This is a genomic window from Bacillus sp. SA1-12 (assembly GCF_000981385.1).
Taxonomy (GTDB): Bacteria; Bacillota; Bacilli; order Bacillales; family Bacillaceae; genus Metabacillus.
The window spans coordinates 48,532-70,670 of the sequence record NZ_LATZ01000010.1 but is presented as its reverse complement, the minus strand read 5'-3'; the positions used below and the strand labels follow the sequence as shown (position 1 = coordinate 70,670).

The 22,139-nt window shown below is 37.7% G+C and carries 20 protein-coding genes; 4 read left to right on the top strand and 16 right to left on the bottom strand.

Annotated features, from left to right (window positions below; all coding sequences use genetic code 11):
• Positions 1 to 20 precede the first annotated feature (20 nt).
• Together htpG and WQ54_RS09000 are read right to left on the bottom strand one after the other, a co-directional pair.
• A complete protein-coding gene (htpG, locus tag WQ54_RS09005) occupies positions 21 to 1,898 on the bottom strand; it encodes a molecular chaperone HtpG (protein WP_046515203.1) in 1,878 nt (625 codons plus the stop codon).
• Positions 1,899 to 2,093: 195 nt separating this feature from the next.
• Positions 2,094 to 3,143, bottom strand: coding sequence for an NAD(P)/FAD-dependent oxidoreductase (locus WQ54_RS09000; protein ID WP_046515199.1), 1,050 nt, complete (start codon positions 3,141 to 3,143; stop codon positions 2,094 to 2,096).
• 199 nt (positions 3,144 to 3,342) lie between these two features.
• Here WQ54_RS09000 and WQ54_RS08995 point away from each other — a divergent pair, with 199 nt between their 5' ends.
• From WQ54_RS08995 to WQ54_RS08980, 4 genes are all read left to right on the top strand, one after another.
• Positions 3,343 to 4,191, top strand: a complete 849-nt coding sequence (locus tag WQ54_RS08995; RefSeq protein ID WP_046515196.1) for an ABC transporter ATP-binding protein — start codon at positions 3,343 to 3,345, stop codon at positions 4,189 to 4,191.
• Positions 4,139 to 5,065, top strand: a complete 927-nt coding sequence (locus WQ54_RS08990; RefSeq protein ID WP_046515195.1) for an iron-hydroxamate ABC transporter substrate-binding protein — start codon at positions 4,139 to 4,141, stop codon at positions 5,063 to 5,065. Before WQ54_RS08995 ends, WQ54_RS08990 begins: the two co-directional genes overlap by 53 nt.
• A gap of 163 nt (positions 5,066 to 5,228) precedes the next feature.
• Complete coding sequence (locus WQ54_RS08985; protein ID WP_046515192.1) at positions 5,229 to 6,233, top strand: iron ABC transporter permease; 1,005 nt, start codon at positions 5,229 to 5,231, stop codon at positions 6,231 to 6,233.
• Positions 6,230 to 7,237: an iron ABC transporter permease gene (locus WQ54_RS08980; RefSeq protein WP_046515190.1), complete on the top strand. Its 1,008-nt coding sequence runs from the start codon at positions 6,230 to 6,232 to the stop codon at positions 7,235 to 7,237. Before WQ54_RS08985 ends, WQ54_RS08980 begins: the two co-directional genes overlap by 4 nt.
• A gap of 152 nt (positions 7,238 to 7,389) precedes the next feature.
• On the opposite strand, the gene WQ54_RS08975 is transcribed toward WQ54_RS08980, so the two are convergent.
• From WQ54_RS08975 to WQ54_RS08910, 14 genes are all read right to left on the bottom strand, one after another.
• Positions 7,390 to 7,914 carry a GNAT family N-acetyltransferase gene (locus WQ54_RS08975; RefSeq protein WP_231597486.1) on the bottom strand — a complete coding sequence of 175 codons (525 nt, stop codon included), beginning with the start codon at positions 7,912 to 7,914 and terminating at the stop codon, positions 7,390 to 7,392.
• Positions 7,915 to 8,057: 143 nt separating this feature from the next.
• Entirely contained in the window at positions 8,058 to 9,119 is a 1,062-nt protein-coding gene (locus WQ54_RS08970) for a Gfo/Idh/MocA family protein (RefSeq protein ID WP_046515187.1), read from the bottom strand.
• Positions 9,120 to 9,145: 26 nt separating this feature from the next.
• Complete coding sequence (locus WQ54_RS08965) at positions 9,146 to 10,009, bottom strand: sugar phosphate isomerase/epimerase (RefSeq protein ID WP_046515185.1); 864 nt, start codon at positions 10,007 to 10,009, stop codon at positions 9,146 to 9,148.
• A gap of 107 nt (positions 10,010 to 10,116) precedes the next feature.
• The gene (locus WQ54_RS08960) at positions 10,117 to 11,493 is read right to left on the bottom strand and encodes an extracellular solute-binding protein (RefSeq protein WP_231597485.1); all 1,377 of its coding nucleotides are present in this window, start codon (positions 11,491 to 11,493) and stop codon (positions 10,117 to 10,119) included.
• Positions 11,494 to 11,586: 93 nt separating this feature from the next.
• Positions 11,587 to 12,468 carry a carbohydrate ABC transporter permease gene (locus WQ54_RS08955; protein ID WP_231597484.1) on the bottom strand — a complete coding sequence of 294 codons (882 nt, stop codon included), beginning with the start codon at positions 12,466 to 12,468 and terminating at the stop codon, positions 11,587 to 11,589.
• A gap of 11 nt (positions 12,469 to 12,479) precedes the next feature.
• The gene (locus tag WQ54_RS08950) at positions 12,480 to 13,427 is read right to left on the bottom strand and encodes a carbohydrate ABC transporter permease (protein ID WP_046515182.1); all 948 of its coding nucleotides are present in this window, start codon (positions 13,425 to 13,427) and stop codon (positions 12,480 to 12,482) included.
• 82 nt (positions 13,428 to 13,509) lie between these two features.
• Entirely contained in the window at positions 13,510 to 14,343 is an 834-nt protein-coding gene (locus tag WQ54_RS08945) for a carbohydrate ABC transporter permease (protein WP_046515180.1), read from the bottom strand.
• 5 nt (positions 14,344 to 14,348) lie between these two features.
• Positions 14,349 to 15,290, bottom strand: coding sequence for a carbohydrate ABC transporter permease (locus WQ54_RS08940; protein ID WP_156177839.1), 942 nt, complete (start codon positions 15,288 to 15,290; stop codon positions 14,349 to 14,351).
• Between the two features lie 64 nt (positions 15,291 to 15,354).
• Positions 15,355 to 16,620 carry a sugar ABC transporter substrate-binding protein gene (locus WQ54_RS08935; protein WP_046515177.1) on the bottom strand — a complete coding sequence of 422 codons (1,266 nt, stop codon included), beginning with the start codon at positions 16,618 to 16,620 and terminating at the stop codon, positions 15,355 to 15,357.
• Between the two features lie 25 nt (positions 16,621 to 16,645).
• On the bottom strand, positions 16,646 to 17,626 hold the full coding sequence (locus WQ54_RS08930) for a Gfo/Idh/MocA family protein (protein ID WP_046515175.1): 981 nt from the start codon (positions 17,624 to 17,626) through the stop codon (positions 16,646 to 16,648).
• Positions 17,626 to 18,633, bottom strand: a complete 1,008-nt coding sequence (locus WQ54_RS08925) for a Gfo/Idh/MocA family protein (RefSeq protein ID WP_052737718.1) — start codon at positions 18,631 to 18,633, stop codon at positions 17,626 to 17,628. Before WQ54_RS08925 ends, WQ54_RS08930 begins: the two co-directional genes overlap by 1 nt.
• Before the next feature lie 15 nt (positions 18,634 to 18,648).
• Positions 18,649 to 19,641 (bottom strand): Gfo/Idh/MocA family protein, encoded by a 993-nt coding sequence (locus tag WQ54_RS08920; RefSeq protein ID WP_046515170.1) that lies wholly within the window; start codon positions 19,639 to 19,641, stop codon positions 18,649 to 18,651.
• A gap of 14 nt (positions 19,642 to 19,655) precedes the next feature.
• The gene (locus WQ54_RS08915) at positions 19,656 to 20,495 is read right to left on the bottom strand and encodes a sugar phosphate isomerase/epimerase (RefSeq protein ID WP_046515168.1); all 840 of its coding nucleotides are present in this window, start codon (positions 20,493 to 20,495) and stop codon (positions 19,656 to 19,658) included.
• 53 nt (positions 20,496 to 20,548) lie between these two features.
• Positions 20,549 to 21,760, bottom strand: a complete 1,212-nt coding sequence (locus WQ54_RS08910; RefSeq protein ID WP_046515165.1) for an ROK family transcriptional regulator — start codon at positions 21,758 to 21,760, stop codon at positions 20,549 to 20,551.
• Positions 21,761 to 22,139: the final 379 nt, after the last annotated feature.

Here is a 22,139-nt window from a genome sequence, read left to right as displayed (position 1 = left end):
CAAGGCTGATGGGTTTTAGTTTACACCATTACTTTGCATATATCGTTTGTAAACTCAACTGGATCAATAATAGGCAATCCTTCAATTAAAAGAGCTTGATTGTACAAGAGATTCGTATATAGGTTTACCTTCTCTTTATCTGTTTCATATGCATCTTTTAATGAATTGAATACATCGTGATTTACATTTATCTCTAGAACTTTTTCCGCTTTAATATTTTGGTTATCAGGCATGGCATTGAGGATTTTTTCCATTTCAATGGTAACTTCCCCTTCTGTTGATAAGCAAACTGGATGAGTCTTTAAACGCTTAGATGCTCTGACATCTTTTACTTTTTCAGATAGAATGGATTTCATATAGTCAAAGAGTTCTTTGTTCTCATGATCATTCGATTGGTTGTTTTCTTTCTCATCTGCTTCTATTCCTAAGTCACCGCTTGAAACAGATTTGAATTGCTTCTCTTTGTAATTCATGATCATTTTGATTGCGAATTCATCGATATCTTCTGTAAAGAATAAAATTTCATATCCCTTATCTGAAACGAGTTCTGTTTGCGGCAGCTTTTCAATTCTTTCAATTGATTCACCTGAAGCGTAGTAAATATACTTTTGATCCTCAGGCATTCTTGATACATATTCATCTAAAGTAACCATTTTCTTCTCTTTTGATGAATAGAACATCAACAAATCCTGTAAAACTTCTTTATTGCTTCCAAAATCACTGTATACACCGTATTTTAACTGTCTGCCAAAGGATTTATAAAACTCTTCATACTTTTCTCTTTCATTTTTCAATAAACTTTGCAATTCATTTTTGATCTTCTTGTTAATGTTCTTTGCAATAAGCTTTAATTGGCGATCATGTTGCAGCATTTCCCTTGAAATATTAAGAGAAAGATCCTCAGAGTCAACCATTCCTTTTACAAAGCTAAAGTAATCAGGAAGCAGATCAGCACATTTGTTCATGATTAGTACACCATTTGAATAAAGCTCTAAGCCTTTTTCATATTCCTTTGAGTAATAATCAAATGGCATCTTTTCCGGAATATACAAAATCGCATTATATCTTATTGTCCCATCAACACTAACATGGATATGTTTTAGCGGTTTATCGAACCCGTAATGCTTCTCTGTGTAAAACTTCTCATAATCCTCATCAGTCAGTTCACTTTTATTTTTTCTCCAAATCGGAACCATGCTGTTGATTGTTTGCTCTTCTTGGTACTCTTCTAATTCATTTTCGCTGTCTTCTTTCGGTCTTTGTCCGGAAACATCCATTTTAATAGGGTAGCGAATAAAGTCAGAATATTTTTTAATAATCGATTTTAAACGATATTCCTGTAAGAACTCATCATAGTTTTCATCTTCTGTGTTCTCTTTGATCTTCAAAATAATTTCCGTTCCGACAGCAGCTTTTTCATGTGGTGTAATTGTGTAGCCATCAGCTCCGGTAGATTCCCACATATAAGCTTCTTCACTGCCTAGCGCCTTACTAATAACTGTTACAACGTCAGCTACCATAAAGGCGGCATAAAAACCAACTCCGAATTGCCCAATGATATCATGGCCATCTTTTAATTCATTTTCATTTTTAAATGCTAAAGAGCCGCTTTTGGCAATCGTTCCAAGATTCGCCTCAAGCTCTTCCTTGGTCATTCCAATCCCAGTATCTATGATGGTTAACGTTCTATTTTCCTTGTCTGCAGATACTTTAATATAGTAACTATCTTTAACAAAGGTTAATGTATCATCTGTTAAAGCCTTATAATAGATTTTATCAATCGCATCACTTGCATTTGAAATTAACTCCCTTAAAAATACCTCACGCTGTGAATAAATCGAGTTAATCATCATTTCTAATAGTCTTTTAGATTCTGCTTTGAATTCCTTCTTAGCCATTACAGTCTCCCCTTTCTAAATGAAAACAACGTAAATTTAACCATGTATTTATGTAACGATAAATTAGCACTCTAATGACGAGAGTGCTAATCTCTACTTATTTTTGATACCACATTCTTCTTTTATTGTCAATAGTGAAGCCAAACAGGGCAGTCCTAGAGAATTGCCATTCCCTAAAACTGCCCTGTTTTGTACTTATTTCATCATTTCCTTCACGATTTCCCGATTACGTTGTTTAAAAACTTCATTATGAGAAGAAACCATTCCGACTTTTGCTGCATCCGGCTGAATAAATTGCTTTGCTTTATTTACAGCGTTAGCAGCATCTTGAAAAGCACCTGCAATTAGATTCAATTTCCCATCATGCTTGAGGATATCACCTGCAGCGTAAATTCCTTCAACTGAAGATTCACTCACAGCATTTCCTGCAATATAGTATTGGTCCGCCAAGGAAATATTCACTTCACTATTTGTGAGCAATGTTGCATCCCGTTCATACCCGTGATTAATGATGACTTCATCAATGGCCAAATAAGAAACCTCGCCTGTTTCATGGTTTCGTAATTCAATTCGTTCAATCACATCATGATCATCACAAGCGATTAATTTTGAAATAGATGTATGAAAGAGACAATCTGCAGAACTATTCATTAGCTGTGTTGCCTGTGCCTCATGACCTGTCAAAGTTCCTTTGCGATAGACAAGATAAACCTTTTTAGCGATCGGCTCCAATTCATTTGCCCAATCAATCGCAGAATTTCCTCCCCCGGAAATAATCACCGTTTTGTCCTTGAAACGCTTTAAGGATTTTACTGTATAATGCAAATTTGTTACTTCAAATTTCTCCGCTCCTTCAATTTCAAGCTTTTGAGGGTTCAAGATCCCGCCTCCAACAGCAACAATCACTGTTTTTGTTAAATGCTTTTGACCAGAAGCAGTATGTAACACGAACATGCCTTCCTCATTGCGGTCAATCGATTCTACCTTTTCATTTAAAACAACTGTTGGGTTAAACGTTAGTCCTTGCTTGACAAGCTGTTCAATTAACTTCTCACCTAGAATTGGAGTTTGACCTCCAACATCCCAAATCATTTTTTCCGGATAGACATGGATTTTTCCGCCTAATTGCGGTTGGTATTCGATTAACTTCGTTTTCATTTCTCTCAGTCCACTGTAAAAAGCTGAGTAAAGCCCCGCTGGCCCTCCTCCAATGATGGTAACATCAAATAATTCATGTTCATTCACGATCTGCTCACTCCTCTGGCAACCAATTATAATTGATTATCATTCTCATTTAAATATACTCCGTCTTTTCTCCTTTGACAATAAAAATCAGGTTGACAATAGAAAAAGTTCAATTTATAGTAATGACAGGATCGATTTTGATAATCATTATCATTTATCTTCCTTTTTCTTACTATTCAAAATAAATGGAGGTTACATAATGGTTCGCCTATATACAAAAAACGTAAAAATTGGGTATGGTGAACGTCTAATTGTGAATGATCTCAGCGTAGAAATTCCAGATAAAAAGATCACAACCATAATTGGTTCTAATGGCTGCGGGAAATCTACCCTGTTAAAAGCAATCACTCGTATTATTCCACATCAATCCGGAACAATTATTTTAGATGGAGAAAATATATCAAAAGAGAATACGAAAATACTTGCCAAAAAGATGGCGATTCTTCCGCAAACACCTGAAAGTACAAGCGGATTAACGGTTGGCGAACTAGTATCCTATGGCCGCTTTCCTTATCAAAAAGGATTCGGCAGGTTAACGAAAAAGGATTATGAAGTGATTGACTGGGCACTGGAAGTAACTGGGACAAAGGATTTTAAGTTCCGTCCGGTTGATGCATTATCAGGAGGACAGCGCCAAAGAGTATGGATTGCTATGGCCCTTGCACAGGAGACAGAGATTATCTTCCTTGATGAACCAACAACCTATTTGGATATGGCTCATCAACTAGAGGTCCTTGAGCTTTTACAAAAGCTTAATATCGAGCAGGAACGTACGATTATCATGGTTCTGCATGATTTAAATCAAGCGGCCCGGTTTGCAGACTATATCATCGCGTTAAGAGATGGTGAAATTGTCAAAGCTGGCGATTGCGAGGAAGTCATGACTCATGAGGTACTAAAGCAGGTTTTCCAAATAGATGCTCAAATTGGGCGTGACCCGCGAACAAATAAACCAATGTGTATAACATACAACTTACTAAAAGGAGAACACAATAATGAAGAAACAACTACTGATTCCTCTTACACTACTCTTGCTGTTAATTATTAGTGCCTGCGGCAACAACTCAGCCGAAAAAGAAGGCAGTTCAGCACCAGAAGAGAAAAAATCGGAAACAATCACCTATCAATCTGAAAATGGACCGATTGAAGTACCTGCTGATCCGCAGCGTGTAGTCGTTCTTTCATCCTTTGCAGGAAACGTCATGGCTTTAGATGTAAATCTTGTTGGGGTTGACTCATGGTCTAAAGCGAATCCTCATTTTGAAGAAAAATTAAAAGATGCTGAAGTTGTAACAGATGAAAGTTTAGAAAAAATTATTGAATTAGAACCAGATTTAATCATAGGTTTATCTAATATAAAAAATGTTGATAAATTAAGTGAAATCGCACCTACTGTCACATTCACATATGGAAAAGTTGATTATTTAACACAACACTTAGAAATTGGTAAACTATTAAACAAGGAAGAAGAAGCACAAGCTTGGATCGATGATTTTAAGAAGCGTGCACAAGAGGCTGGTCAAGAAATCAAAGCAAAAATCGGTGAAGATACAACCGTTTCTGTTATTGAAAACTGGGATAAGCAATTATATGTTTATGGAGATAATTGGGGACGCGGAACTGAAATCCTTTACCAGGAAATGAAATTGGCAATGCCTGAAAAAGTAAAAGAAATGGCGTTAAAAGATGGATGGTATGCTTTATCTCTAGAAGTATTGCCTGAATTTGCCGGTGATTACGTTATCCTTAGCAAGGATGCAGACACGGATAATTCATTCCAAGAAACAGAGACTTATAAAAACATTCCAGCTGTTAAGAACAATCAAGTATTTGAAGTTAATGCAAAAGAATTCTATTTTAATGATCCACTTACATTAGATTACCAACTTGACTTCTTCATTAATAGCTTTCTAGGCAAATAATATTTTTTCAGGAGGCTGTCTCAAAGCGAACCCCTCAGCAAACTTTATAGGATCTTAAACTAGTAAAAGTTCCGTATATTGTGTTTGTTGGAGGGTAAGGTCTATTAGAGACAGCCTCTTTTCCTTTTATCCTACTATATAAAAGAAAAGATGAGAGACTGTGATGACTAAACTAAATAAACTCCCGTTTATATTTAAATTGATTGCTTGCCTTATTGTATTTATAGGTATATTTATTGCGTCCATGGTTTTTGGGGCTGCAGACACAACCATCAAGGATGTATGGCTCGCAGTCACTTCGACTGTAAAAAGTGACAGCATATCCATTCTTCGTGAAATTCGTTTGCCACGTGAAATTGCTGCCATTTTTGTCGGCGCCGCACTCTCCGTTTCCGGAGCGATTATGCAGGGACTTACCAGGAATCCGCTCGCAGATCCTGGCTTACTTGGACTGACTGCTGGGGCTAATGCGGCACTTGCTATAACCCTTGCCTTTTTCCCTACTGTTAATTACTACGGTATTATGATTGCATGTTTTATTGGAGCTGCCGTTGGAACATTTATGGTCTTCGGTATTGGCGCCATGAAAAAAGGCGGCTTTTCTCCGCTGCGCATCGTGTTAGCTGGTGCAGCTGTTTCTGCCTTCCTCTATGCCATAGCAGAGGGAATTGGAATTTATTTCAAAATCTCCAAGGATGTCTCCATGTGGACATCTGGAGGATTAATCGGGACTTCATGGAGCCAGCTTTATGTGATCATCCCATTTATCGTCGTTGGCATTTTGATTTCCCTATTCTTTTCAAGACAACTGACCATTCTTAGTTTAAGTGAAGAGGTTGCTGTTGGCTTAGGTCAAAAGATCGTCTATATTAAATCCATTCTTTTTATTGTCATCATTTTATTAGCCGGTGCAGCTGTGTCGCTTGTCGGAAATATGGCGTTCATTGGGTTAATGGTTCCCCATATCGTTCGAGCCATAGTTGGAACAGATTACCGTTATATTATCCCAACTTCAGCGATCATTGGTGCAACCTTTATGCTATTTGCTGATACATTAGGCCGGACGATCAATGCTCCATTTGAAACACCTGTTGCAGCTATTGTTGCAATGATGGGCTTACCTTTCTTCTTATTGATCGTGCATAAAGGAGGCAAAACTTTCTCATGATCCAACCAGCCTTACTAAAAAAACAACGTTTCATTTTATGTGTTTTATTTGCACTCATTCTCTTAACGATCGTCATTGGGACGGGATTAGGCTATGCATCGCTATCGTATGACAGATTATTGCCAACACTCCTCGGCCAAGGCACCTTTAAAGAGGAATTTGTCTTATTTTCAGTACGTTTGCCGCGAATTTTGATTACTTTATTGGCAGGGATGGCACTTGCCTTATCCGGAGCCATTTTACAAGGAATCACCCGCAATGATTTGGCCGATCCCGGGATTATTGGGATTAATTCAGGTGCTGGTGTGGCAATTGCTATTTTCTTTTTGTTTTTCCCTATCGAGGCAGGTTCATTTGTTTATTTGCTCCCGATTGTCGCTTTTTTCGGTGCGTTAGTAACTGCATGCTTAATCTATGTTTCTTCTTACAATCGAACAACCGGCCTGCAGCCGGTAAGATTAGTGTTAATTGGAGTCGGATTTTCCATGGCGCTCTCTGGGGTGATGATCGTCCTGATTTCATCTGCAGAACGGACAAAGGTTGACTTTATTGCTCAATGGTTAGCCGGAAGTATATGGGGAACAGACTGGCCATTTATTTTAGCTATACTCCCCTGGCTGGTCATTCTGATACCTTTTACGATCTATAAAGCCAATCGCTTGAATCTGCTAACCTTAAGTGAGCCTGTAGCAATCGGTGTTGGAGTTTCCATTGAAAAGGAACGCATTACCCTGCTTTTAACTGCCGTTGCCCTTGCCGCATCAGCTGTTTCTGTCACAGGGGGAATCGCATTTATTGGTCTTTTGGCGCCGCATATCGCAAAGGCTTTAGTTGGGCCAAGGAATCAACTGTTTATCCCGGTTGCCATTCTAATAGGAGGATGGCTGTTATTACTAGCAGATACAATTGGCCGCAATGTGATTGAACCTGACGGGATTCCAGCAGGAATAATGGTCGCTTTAATTGGTGCACCATATTTTATGTATCTATTATTAAAGAAATAGGTACGCGGCTTAGAAAAGAAGGATGTTTTAAGATTAAAGGGTCAGACCCCTCGAACACAATATATTGGATCTTAAATAGGTAGAATCCATATATTCTTGTTTGTTGGAGGGGTCTGACCCTGTTTAATTACTAAAAATTGAAAGATAAATTTTTAGCCTTTAGATAGCTGTTTCGTAAAAAATAACACCAATTCATCATCTACTGGTACAGTATTTCCAGGTTTCACTTGCTCATTTTGATAAAATACTCCATTTCCATCAGGAATATATTGCTTTTTGCAATACAGCCTTTGAGCACTTCCATAATCCTTGTATAATCCTACTCCAATTCCAATGATTTCATGAGTTTCAGAGGCAATTCTCTCAAACTCGTCTAATAAGTTTCCCGCAATTCCTCTTCTTCTGTATTCAGGGAAAACGTTTAGATCATTAATCTCTGGAATCCTGTTTTCAAGGAAGAAAGGATAACTTGATGTGTTAATTAAATGACCGCACCCAGCTAAATTGCCTTGATAGTAGGCCAATAACGTTACCCTTTCACCAATGATATTTTCGTTGAAGCATCTTTCAAAATAAGTGTCAGTTCTTTCCATCCCTCGATTGGAAAATTCACTTTTGACTTCATGCACATACTCTATGGTATCAAATCTTTTTATTTCTAATCCTTTATTCATCATTGGCTCCTAAAAAAAAAAAAGAGGATGGCTCAAAAGGGTCCGTTCACTCCTACAAACATAAAGTTTATAGAGATTTAGATTCTATATTGTGTTAGAGGGTCTTACCCTTTGGTTTTGAACATCCTCTTCAAATTTTCTAAAAGTTAGTCAAAGCTGATTTCAGTGCCTTTTTGACTAGACTCATAAATCCCGCATAAAATTTTCATCATCTCGACACCATCTTCTACTGGACTTAATGTTTCAGTTTCACCAAGACAGCTTAGGACAAAATGGTTAATCTCATTTTGGAACCCTTGAACAAAATCGAATGTTAACGAATCTACTTGCGGGGTAGCATTTAGAATCGTATTATACTTTTCCGTAATAATGGATAGTTCGGGCTCGATCTCCACTCCGCCCTTATCTCCATATAGCTTGACAGCAATTTCATCTTTTTTAGCGTGAAGGGTAAAACTTACATCAACCATTAAGGAAGCACCATTTTCGAAACGAATCAATGCATTCGCCAAGTCTTCAACCGAGTTTTTATCTGGATCATAATCTGCAGCTTTATAGAATGATAGATTTTGAACATTTGCTCGGTTCCCCAGCTTAGAATATGTATTGCCGGATATTGTTTTTACCTTTGGTTTCCCCATTAAATACCAACAAATATCGATAACGTGAACACCTAGATCAATAAGCGGCCCCCCGCCGGATCTTTCTTTGTCTGAAAACCATCCGCCTGGATTTCCTAATCTTCTTAAGCATGAAGCTTTTGCATAATAAATTTCCCCAAGTTCGTTTGCATCTATAAATTCCTTTAAGATCTTCGTATTTGAAGCATATCTGCGGACAAAGCCTACTTGAAGAACCTTTCCCGTGTGTTTTACGGTTTCTTCAATTTCCTTAGCCTCTTCAACCGTTGTACATAACGGCTTCTCAACTAATACATGTTTGCCAGCTTTTAAGGAAGCAATCGCAATTTCTGCATGTGAATGATTCCATGTACAAATACTGACTGCATCAATTGTTTCATCAGCCAATAATGATTGAAAATCACTATAATAGGTTGAAGCACCATAGCGGGTTGCTTTTTCTTCTGCTCTTATAATATTAAGATCACAAACAGCGACTAGCTCAACGTTTTCATTTTTTTCATACGATTGTAAATGCATATCTGAAATCGAACCGGCACCGATAACCCCTACTCTAAGTTTACTCATATCTTATCTTCTCCTTTTCTATTCTATTAAACTTGTTCCCAAATTCTGCGGACATTGTCCATGCTAATTCTTGAACCTTGCTTACACTCTTCCATTCCTTCAAATTCAATCGAAATATAGCCATCATAATGTGAATTCTTAATAACCTTAATAACTTCATATATATCAATATCGCCATGACCAACTATTGAACCTCTTAAATAATTTCCTGCGGCTGTTTGAAACCAGCCTTCCCCGGGATCTTGTTTTCCAGTCCGGTAATAAAAATCTTTAATATGAACCATAGAAGCATCGGAAATATTTTTCTTTATTGCTGAAATAGGGTTCTCATCCACACATAAAAAATTCCCTGTATCCAAAGTCGTTTTAAAATTTGCCTTATTGACGTGATGAAGCAGTGTTTGTACACGGTCACTTGCTTGAACAAAATATCCATGGTTTTCAACACTCGTGGTAATATCATAAGCTGTCGCATAATCGGCTATACGTTTGCATGCATCTGCAAGCTTTGGCAAATCCTCTTCAAATTGCTGGATTGAGATCTCTCCAATCGGCCGCCAAGCTACATCATGACGCATACGTTTTACCCCAAGACGATTTGCGATATCAACTTGTTTTAATACTCTTTCTATTTCCTGTTCATATTGACCTTCATCTGATGTGATAAAATTTGCGCCTATCGCATAATTCGAAATCTCAATCCCAACCGCTTCAGCTTTTTGACGAATTTCATCTGTTAATGATGGATTATCGTCTAATGAAAAACCCATTGGTACAATTTCAATATGCTCTCCGCCTTGTTCAGCAATCCATTCAATCGCTTGCAAAATATCTAATTCCTTTGACTTTAAAGCCGAATATAAACTATATGAGCTTAAACCTAGTTTCATGTTTATCCTCCTGTTTAATTGTTTGATAGAGTTGTTATATTGTTAATGTAAAACAATAGATACCCAATAGAGAGGATCATACTCTTCTCTATTGGGTAAAAAGCAATTTACTGATTTGCAGACCATTTTTCGGCTCTTGATTGTAAATCATCTAAATAGGATTGAATATCAGGTGCATTGCCGTTATGTGCCTTACTAATAAATCCATTAATAGCAGGCACAATTTCACTTCCGAAGAACGGATTTGCTTCATCTAGTAATGTTGATTTTGAAATTTGAGCAATTTCCATTGCTGTTTTCATGTATTTATCATCTTCCTCGACAAAACTAGCATCTGCAAGGGTTGGAGTACTTTTAAAATTCACATAGTTCCATTCTTGAGTAATAGGGCCTGATAGGAACTTCAAAACCTCCCACGATGCTTCAACATTCTTTGCATCTTTAGCCATTACAAAAGGATCAACCGCAACCCATCCTTCACCATTTGGTCCAAGATTTAGAGTTGATTCAAACCGGTCAAGCAACTCTTTATTTCCTGAAGCTTTAACTTCTCCCATTGTGCTGGCCCCGGTAGCATCAAGATGAATCCCAATATTATTTTTTTCTAATCCAAAGTTTTCATTTCCTTGTGTATTTAAAATACCAGGAGGAGCATATTTGGCTGCCTCTTTTAACCATTCAAATATTTTGACCATTTCTGGCGAATTCAATTTCCACTTAATATTTTTTAAATCATTTAATGTCCCTTCTCCTCCAGTTGCACCAAAAGCGTGACTTAAAGCAACAAAGGATGAAGCATTTAGAGATTTTCCATCCCACCAAATGCCGAAGTTTTCTTCTCCAGTTTTTGGATTTTTTCCAGTCATTGCTTTAGCTTTCTCTAATACTTCTTGAGGTGTTGGGTTTTCAGATAAGTACTCTACTCCCCACTCATCAAACAGCTGTTTATCATACATGATAATTCTTCTGCCTAACACAGCAGGAATGCCAAAATGAACTTTCTTATCATAGGATTTTGTACTATAAGAGTTTTCCCAAACACCTTTTAAATAGATATTAGGATCAAATGCAGAATCATTTTCAATTAAGTCATCTAACCCTCTTAATAAGCCCTGTTGCTGCCATTGTGAAGCAAAAGCTCCTCCCGTATAAATAATGTCTACATCTCCTGACTGTAACATGGCCGTTTGTTTTGCCTGAGCATTTTCCCAAGGTACCTGGTAAACTTCTAGTTTAATATTTGGATATCTTGGTTCAAATTCTTTTTTAACAAAATCATTAAATCCCATATTTTCAATGCCTGTAATAGGATCAATTCCACTTTCTAACTGCCAGCCAGCGAGAGAGACACGAACAGTCCCCTCAACTTCAGAAACAACATCAACATCGCTTTTTTCAACCTCACTGCTAGAGGAAGAAGAACAAGCGGCCATTGAAACAAACATTAGCAAAGCGATAATCATAATCCAAATTTTTTTGATCATTTTTTTACCCCCTCTAATTTGTTTGATTCCGCTTCTGTAAAAACAAAGATGATCATCAACTTGCTTTGTTTCACCTCACCCCCTCAAAAAGTTTTATTGTTTAATACCGGAAAGAGCTATGCTTTCTACAATAAATCGTTGCAGGAACAAATAGAGAACAATGACGGGAATTAAACTTACTGTCGTTGCAGCCATAATAACAGAAGGCAATGGCAAATCTTTATTGTAGGAAAACATGGCTAATCCTAATTGAATTGTGAATTTATCTGGCGTTTTTAATGCTAATAACGGCCATAACAAATCATTCCAAACGGCTAAGAATTGGAGAATGACCATTGTTGCAAGGATTGGGATACATAAAGGTAAATATACTTTTATAAAAACGGTTAGTTCACTAGCGCCATCAATTATTGCAGCTTCTCGTAAACTCCCTGGAAGCTGGTCGATAAAAGATTTCGCTAAGAACGTTCCAAATGCATAATTTAATGCAGGCAAAAAGAAAGCCCAATACGTATCTAAAAGCTTAAACTCGCCAAACATTAAATATTGTGGGATCATCGTCATTTCAAAGGGGATCATCATGGTACTTAATGCCAATATAAGTACGATATTTGCCCCTTTAAATTTCAGCTTTGAAATCGCATATCCTGATAATAGCGCCGACATAAGGCTGACCAAAATAACACCTACTGAAACGATTAGAGAGTTAATCATATACTTTAGCATTGGGATATTTGTGAAAGCCATTTGATACGTTCTAATAGAGAACTCCTCTGGCCAAAATCTTGGCGGAAATGGGATCTTTAGCCTTGCAGCCCAGTCAAAGCTTGTTAAAACCATCCAAATGAAAGGAATAATCATAACCAACGAACCCACTAGTAATACCGATGTTAAGATCCAATCTGCTATGACTTTTGAATGTTTCAGAGATTTATTATTGATAGGAACATTTTCTTTCATAGACGCTGCTTTCATCCTATTCCCCCTTAATCAAAGTTACTTTTTCTATTTGAATATTGTAAGAAAATCGTTAACACGAGAATAAAGAAGAATAAGATATACGAAGCTGCGGTCGCTATTCCCATTTGAGAAGATAAAAATCCATTTCGATAGATATATAGAACAGCTGTCATTAATGAGCCTGCAGGGTTACCAGCCGTTCCTCCAATTAACCAGACATCTGTAAATCGTTTCATAGCATTAATCGTTCCGATAATTACCATGAAAATAATGATTGGTTTTAAATATGGCACGGTTATATAAAACCATTTTTTTAGCCAGTTTGCGCCATCTACTTCAGCCGCTTCGTATAAATCCCTCGGAACACTTGTTAATGCAGCGATAAATATAATCGTGTTATATCCAAGCATCCCCCAAAGTGTCATTAAAACAATGCTGAACCGGGCATATTTCGGATCTGTAAACCAGCCAATTGGCTCAATACCAAACAATCCAATCACATAGTTTAATATTCCCTCACTACCAGGATTAAATAGAAAAGAGAATAGAATACTTGTAGCAACTAAAGAAACCACATTAGGTAAAAAGTAAACTCCCTTAAAGAAATTTCTCCATTTTAGCCAGCTAATATTGTGAATTAAACTTGCTAGTATAAATGATAAGGATACACCTAAAATAACGGATAATACGCCCATGTAAAACGTATTATAAACAGATTTCCAAAATAAGGAGTCCGTTAGGACATACTTATAGTTACTTAAGCCTGCCCATTCTCCTGAATAAGATTGTGATGATTTTTTAAAGCTGAGGATTAATGCACCAATCATGGGGTAAATTGAAAACACTATTATTCCGATCAATAAGGGTGCAGAAAATAAATAACCAGCCCAATCTCGGCGAGTAAAAAATTTTTTCCTCCTCACACCTGTTGTACTCACTGGAGTCCCTACGGAGGTTTTTAATTCAGTTGACATAACCTCACTCCTTTTAAAGATATCCAATCATTCAAACCATTTTGCCAATAGCAAAGTTGGAACAGATACTAAAAAAATACAATTACCCTTTAACTCCGCTTAGTGCAATTCCTTCAATAAAGTACTTTTGTAAGAATAAAAAAATGATAATCATTGGTGCGGTTGACATTAACGCTCCTGCCATTAATAGCGGATATTCTGTGGCGTATTGTCCTTGGAATGTCGCAATGCCAATCGATAAAACCCTCATTTCATCTGAGTTTGTGGCGATTAATGGCCATAGGAAATCATTCCATGCTGCCAAGATCGTAAAAATGGCAAGTGAAACAAGTGCCGGCTTTGACAAAGGCATGATGATTCGCCAATAGATCCCAAAAAAGGAACAGCCATCGATTTTAGCAGCCTCGTCCAGTTCTTTTGGAATAGCCATAAAGAATTGCCGCAAAAGAAATGTTCCAAATGCGCTAAAAATTCCTGGAACTATAATTGCGTAAAACGTATCAATCCATCCTAGTTCTCTCATAATGACAAAGCTTGGAATCATAACAACCTGTGAAGGTACCATCAGGACAGATAAGATGGCAATAAAGATTAGATTTTTTCCAGGAAATCTTAATCTAGCAAATGCATAAGCTGCCAGAGAGCAAAGAATGAGCTGAAATGCCGTTCTTGCAACTGTAATAATAATCGTATTCATGTAATATTGAGCAAAATTTATTTTTTCAAAGACCTCTAGATAATTTTCAAACTTAAGCTCTTTCGGAAAGATCGTTGGCGGTACTTGCATCGATTCGGCGAATGATTTTAACGATGTTGAAACCATCCATAAAAAAGGCATAATCATAATAATGGATCCGATTATTAACAAACCATGGACAACGATTTTCTTCCTATTTCCTGCATGCACCATTTCCATCCCTCCTACTGATAATGCACCCATCTCTTCTGGAGAACCATCTGAATGATCGTGATAATAAGGATGACAACGAATAATACTAACGCTTGTGCTGAAGCATATCCCATATTGAAAAATTTAAATCCGTTTTCCCACACGCTATATACAACTGTCCTTGTAGGATCTAATAAAGAGGCATTATCGCCTATCATGACAAAGATTAAATCAAACACCTGCAGTGAATTGATCATTGACATGACTAATACGAAGAATAAACTTGGTGTTAATAAAGGAACCGTGATGTTCATAAATTTTTGAAATTCATTTGCCCCATCTAAATTTGCTGCTTCATAATAAGTTGCTGAGATTCCTTGCAGGCCGGCTAATAAGATAACAGCGTTATATCCAACACTCATCCAAACACTAACAAGAATAATAGAAAATAAGGCAAATTTTTCATCAAACAGCCAACTTGGCTGTGGTAAATGAAGCAGGCCTAGAATATAGTTTATTAATCCGAATTCTGTATTGTACAACCAGCGCCAAACCATGCCGATCGCTATCGGCATCGTTACAACGGGAATAAAAAATAAAGTTCGATAGATGACAATCCCTTTTATTTTTTGATTAAGTAAAACTGCGATTATTGTTGCACAAATAATTGAGATAGGGACAGATATAACCGTAAATACAATGGTATTGATCATTGATTGTACAAATATTTCTTCTTGAAATAATGTGATGAAATTCTCCAGGCCGATGAAAACAGGTGCCGTAAGTCCATCCCACTTTGTAAAGGCCAGATAGAATGATGAAACAGCAGGTGCTATGTAAAAGATGGTTAATCCTAATACAACAGGTGCTATAAAGATGTATCCCCATAATGCTTCAACAGAGGCCATTCTTGATCTTTTTTTGCGGTTTGTTGTTTTAATCATTTGCTTAGAGCGGGCAGTTTGCGCTTCCATTAACTAACACCCCTTTGTTTAGATCAGGGGGAAGCCCGGTAAACCCCGAGCCTCCCATGCCACGTTAATTTTCGGATTCCTTCGCTAGGATTTTATCCATCTCAGAAGCAATTTTCTTCGTAGCCTCTTCAACCGATTTTTTCCCTAACAAAGCATCTTGAATTTCTTTATTCTCTACTTCCTGCCATTCCGCAGTATTTTTCGATACAGGATATGGTACTCCAAACTCTAGGCTATCAACGAATACGTTTAGATCTAAAGATGGAATAGACTCTAACCATGCATCTTCTGTGCCCGTGTAAGCAGGAATACTAAAACCTGATTCCGCCATCCATTTACCTGCTTCTTCACCAGATAACACTTTTTGCAGCTCCCATGCCAATTCTTCATGCTTTGTCTTTTCATTCATAACCCAGCTTAACCCATGAACAATACTGGCCTGTTCTTTTCCTTTAGGAAGAACCGCAACACCTAGGTCTTCACCTAGCATTTCATGCAAAACAGGAGCATTTACAGAAATATTCGGCAGCATGGCCGCTTTACCTGAACCGAAAATTTGGTTTACCTTTGTTTCAATTTGTGCCTGAGCTGAAGGTGAAATACCCTCATCCATTAAATCCTTTGTCCATTGTAGTGCGCTTTGCGCTTCAGGAGAGTTAAATCCTGATTTTGTTTTATCATCACTTATGATAAAGCCCCCTGCTTGATGAATTAAGTTATAGTAACCAGCTTGGTTGGATGATGAAGCAATATAACCATAAATTCCATTCTCTTTATCAGTTAGCTTTTTGCCAACTTCCTCTACCTTTGACCAGTCCCATGTCTCATCTGGATATGGAATGCCAGCTTCATCAAAAATTTTCTTATTATAGAAGAGACCAATTGAATCTAAAAAATAAGGTAATCCAAATAATTTATCCTCGTATGTGTAGAGGTCAACTAATGCAGGTGTATAGACACTAGTATCTAATTTGTCTCCATCTATTAACGGCTGAATATCCTTAATAAGTCCTGTAGATGCATATTGATAAAAGTTAGGACCATTCATCCAGAAAATATCAGGACCGCTGCCGCCGGCGAGACTTGTTTTTAACTTGGTCCAATAGTCAGCATAGGGAGTATAGGTTACTTTTACCTCAACCTCTGGATGCTTTTCTTTAAATAATTCAATGGACTTATCTACCACTTCACTAACATTCTCATCCCATAAAGCAACGTTTAATGTCACTTTATCAGACGATCCTCCTGAAGCACCTTCCTTGCTGCATCCTGCCAGAAAGACACTTCCAATCAGCATGACTCCCAGCAATAGCAAGAACATTTTTTTCATCCCTAATCCCCCCTTGTATTGAAAGCTATTTATTTAATGAAACAACTTTTTTCAATCTGTCAGATTCATAGGCTGCCTTTACAACTTCCAATGTTCTTAAGCCATCCTCACCGGTAATAGAAGGATTTCCGTTTTTCCTCACACATTGTAGAAAATCAGCAATCAGCCCTTGATCCATGTCATCAGCCCATGATAGATGCTGGATTTTTTTCTCCATATCGTTATAATAGGTCGAATGCTGTTTAAAGGCATCAACAGAAAGGGTTCCTTTTGTACCGACAAATTCTAATAGAACATCACCCCAGGCAGGGAATGTTTTTGGACGTGACCAGCTTGGGTCAATTGTCGCAATGACGCCTGATTCAAGCTCCAGGGTGACAATGCCGCAATCCTCTACATCTATCGAATAAAACTTGGTATCAAGCTCTGCATAAACATGTTTTACTTCATCATTTAAAATCCAGCGGATGAGGTCCATAACATGAACGATATGATCAGTTGCTGCTCCGCCACCTGATAATTCTTTTTCAATAAACCATCCGCCTGGCATCTGTCCGTGATTGGTTCCATTTATGGCAACTACTTCACCAATTGCTCCCGAACGGATTAATTCTCTAACTCTTTGAATGGCAGGAGCAAATCTTACAGGATAGGCAACTTGTAAAATGACACCAGCCTCTTTACATGCGTGTATCATCTCTTGTGCATCTTCCACTTCGGTTGCAATCGGCTTTTCACATAAAACATGCTTTCCAGCACGGGCTGCAGCTAGCACATGCTCCTTATGCATTTTATTTTCCGAACATACAACAACTGCTTGAATTTCTAATTGGAGTAATTGCTCTAAATCGTTAATATATTGACAGTTAAAGAGATTAGCCATTTTAGACCCTCTCTCATGGTCTTCATCCCATATCGCGGTAATCTCAACCTCAGGATCGGCAAGCAAATGCTTTGCATAGCTAAAAGCATGCATATGAGCAAAACTAATCATTCCGATCTTCATTAAACCACCTCTTTCTTTGACAGCAACGTAACAGGCTGCCCGCTTTTAGCAGATTCAATAGCTGCTTTTGCAACTTCAACTGCATGAATCACATCTTCAGCAGAGACGAGCATTTTTTCTTCCGCTACTAAACATTTTCTGAAATGTTCCAGCTGCTGTTCGAGCGGGGAAATGTTCCCTATCCTTTCAGGTACAATTACACCGTTACCGATCTCATTCGATGGAACTGTTATGTTCAGTTTAATTGGATTGCTTTCACGGTCATGATGAGCAAGCATCCCTTTATCCCCTGTTATCTCAAAGCTTGATTCAAAAGACTTTTTTGCCCAGGACAATTCAAGATGTGCAATTGTTCCGCTTTGCATGCGTAATGTGACAAACGCATGCTCAATTGGCGTCCCATCCTCACTCTCTCTTTTAATCTGTTTTGCCATCACTCTTTCAACTTCACCAAACGTCCATCTTAACCAATCAAAATCGTGAATTCCCAAATCCAGCATAACCCCGCCGCTCTTTGCTTCATCCTTATACCAAGCATCTATTCCCTTTGGGTAAGGGCCTCCTCTTGACAATCTGACGACACCAGGATTGCCAATTGCACCGTTTTTCACTTGTTCACGTGCATGTATATATTCTGGATAAAATCGCAGGGTGTGCCCGACAAGAAGCTGGACATTGTGTGCTGTGCAAAAATCATAAAGCTCCTTACACTCTTTTCCATCTAATGCAAGGGGTTTTTCACAAATAATATGCTTGCCGCTTTTAGCAGCTTTTCGAATAAACTCACTATGCAAATAGGTTGGCAGGCATATATCAATTACTTCAACATCTGATTTAAGCAGGTCCTCATAATCGGTAAAACCTTTTGTCTTGTATGTTTCAGATAGCTGTTCGACCACTTCATGGTTGCGTCCCGCAATCCCGTTAATTTTAACCGCTTTCATTTTTGACCATGCCTCTAAATGAAGCTTTCCCATTGTACCTGTTCCAACAACACCAATTTTCACTTCATTCACCTCTCTTTATAGCGAAATTTTATCCTCGATTAAGGAAGATAGTTTAATAGGTAATCCTAATTCATTTGACTTATTGGATGCCAGTGTTGCAGCAAGGGTTTTTACTCCATCCTCATAATCAGACAAGAGAATTGCAGGATCTCCTTTCATGACAGCTTCAATAAAGCGATTATCCTGTTCTTGGTAAAAGTTAACCTTTGATTTATACGTCATTGTAAAATCCTTTTCAACAATTGATACATTTACTCCATCTATTACAACGCGGAAATCCTTTCCAAGAATTTCAATTCCCGTACGATGATCGAGCTGGGTCATGGATGAATCTAGATGCCCCACTGCCCCTGATTCAAATGTAACGTTTACAGAGGTGACATCTGGAATATTCATGTTTGGTATGTCGGATAATACTTGAAGGCTCATATTAGCATAAACGGAATCAATTTCCCCTCCTAAATACCTCATCAAATCAAGTGTATGGGTGGATTGTTCAACCAGCTGACCACCTGATTTATTCATTTCCCGGTACCAAGGTGTTGGCACAAAGGATGTTATGTAATGCCCTCTTACCATTGCAATTGTTTTGTCATTTAAGTATTCCTTTGCTTTAGCAACTGTATCTAAATAACGTAAACAATAACCAACTCCGCAAATAACGCCTGCATCTTTAATGACTTTTGCTTTCTTTTGCACGGTTTCGATATCAAGGCCCAACGGCTTCTCTACGAGTAAATGAATGCCTTTGGCTACAATTTTTTCTTCTATATCACCATGTGCAAATGGGGGAACACAGACAAAAACAGCATCCAGCACTTCCTTCTCAAGCATTTCATCAAGATCTGTATAAGCTTTTGCATTGTATTGTAAACCTTTTTTCTTTGCACTTTCCTCAGCAATATCACAGACAGCGACAATTTCTGCATTTGAGTTTTTCGCTACATTTTCTAAATGCACACCTGCGATTCCGCCTACACCTACAAAACCTACCTTTACTTTACTCATTTTTTCCATCTCCTTTAATTTTTCACTTTAGAATGAGTTGATAAAATAACGTCCATATGACGGACTGTATCAATCGGCAGTTGTTTCGGTCCAATGGCATATGGACTAAGCTCTGCTGTAAGGACGTCGTCATAACCAATCTCTTCAAGTGCTTCCATTACAGCAGACCAATTCACATCACCAGCTAATAACGGGACAAACCCTGTTATATTGCCAACCTTTGTACTAAAATCCTTTACATGCACCTTTTTAATTCGATTTCCAAGGATGCGAATCCATTGCTCAGGATAGCCAAACTGAAGAACATTCCCGACATCAAAGTATGCTTTTGCATATTCGGATTGCAATTCATCGATATATCGTGCCATTTCAAGCGGTGATAGTAAAAATTTATTCCAGACATTTTCGATTCCAATTGCAACTTTTTGCTTCTCTGCTTCCTCAAGCACTTTTTTTAATTCTTCCTGACTAAACTTATAACAATCATCATAGGCAACTTCTTGAGACACAGAACCTGGAACAACGAGAACGGTGTCGATTCCCATAATCGCAGCCAATTCAATTTGTTTAAGAATAATTTTTCTTCCTTGTTCCCTTACTGCTGAATCAGGTGAAGATAACGGACTTTGCCACAATAATCCGGTAGATAAGCTTCTTAATTGCAATCCGTACGATAGGGCTAGCTTAGAGATAGCTTCGGCCTCGACTGGAGTTGTATCCATTGTTAAACCAATTCCTCCAGCATGATAGAGATTTAATTCTACAGCATCAAAGCCGGCTTCCTTGCTGTAAGTAAATACATCCTCCAATGATGTCCCTTCTGGGTAGCACCATTGATTAATTCCTTTTAACATTTACATCCATCCCCTTTATTTTCCATTCTACTAATCAATTAGATGGTTAACTTTTAAACTTGCATAAGTGAGAAACGAAACTTATCCTGCAATAAAACAGATGCTGCACCAATCATTTCAAGGTCTCCGCCTAAGGAGGGCAGAGATATTTTTAAGTCTTCAGCCATCGCTTCCATGACGTTCTCTAATACCGAGGTTCTAAGCTTTGCTAAATAAATAGGATTATTTGCTACAACATCACCTCCTATAATGATCACTTCTGGATTAAATAAATGAACAAGATTGATGACACTTTTTGATAAATACGATACCGTTTCATCTGTTAATTTAATGGCTAACTCATCCTCTTCGTGGAGGGCCTCACTGAAAATGGCAGGAGTGATATCCGTCATATTCCCATTCACCATTTCTAGCATTTTTGAGGATCTGCCGCTGGAAAGGGAGGAAAGGATTCTTGAGAAAATGGCCGGCCAGCTCACATAATTTTCAAGACAGCCAATATTCCCGCATTCACATTGAAAGCCTCCGCGGTCAATGCTAGTATGGCCAAATTCACCAGCCCCGCCGTTATGCCCCCTGTAAATTTCACCATTTACAACGATGCCTGCACCAACCCCGTCCCCTTGAGTAATATAGATCATATTTTGATTTGAGCTGTATAAACCGAAGTTTTTTTCAGCAAGAATATATGCGTTTGTATCATTGTCCAGATAAACCTTTTTCTGAAATTTTTGCTCCAGTAAACTCTTTAATGGGACATTTTTCAGTTTCAGCTCCGCATTGTACCTAACGACCCCTTTAGAAGAATTGACAATCCCCTGCGTAATCATTGAGATGCCGATACAATGCTCCTTATTTTGGGACCGACCCATGAATTCCTCTATCAAGTTAAGTAAATACTGGATGAATGCCTCGCCTTGATAGGATTTTGTTGAAACCATTTCCTTCCTCTTCACCTCTGCCTCTAAATTCATTTCCGCCATCGTGATCACAGAGTTCCGAATGGAAACCCCAATTAAATATTTAGAATCTGGTGAAAAACGGACAAGAATTGGCTTTCTGCCGCCGCTTGAATGACCAATTCCGTCTTCATAAACAAGGCCTTCATGAATTAATTCAGAAACCGCAGAAGTAACGGTTGTAGGGCTTAATTTATTTTTTTTTGCAATATCTGATCTTGAAATTGGTCCCTGCAATCTAATCGTTTCTAATACGATAGAACGATTGAGTTCTTGGATTAATTTTAAATCTCCTGTTCTCTTCATAAAATGTTTATGACACCCCTTATTTTGTGATTTATTTGTTTTTCCAGTGGGTTTATTAAGTGTAAATGCTTTTATTAAGGGGACTCCTATTTTTGTATTGTTGAATAATCCTTTTATAGGTAATGAATATCTCAGTATAGTCCAGTGTTTTCGTTGTTAGAAAGCGATTACATTTATTGATAAAATTAAATAACTTGATAGCTGTTGGTAGTAGATTAATTTTAAATAAGAAGATTTCTTGTGCAGTAAACAGACAGATGAAATAATGGATGTGAACACAATGATGATGTTGGTAACTTACTTTTTCCAATGACTTTATTAAGTTATATATCCATACTAACAAATTCATAAATGATTTCAATATTTATCTGCAACTTTT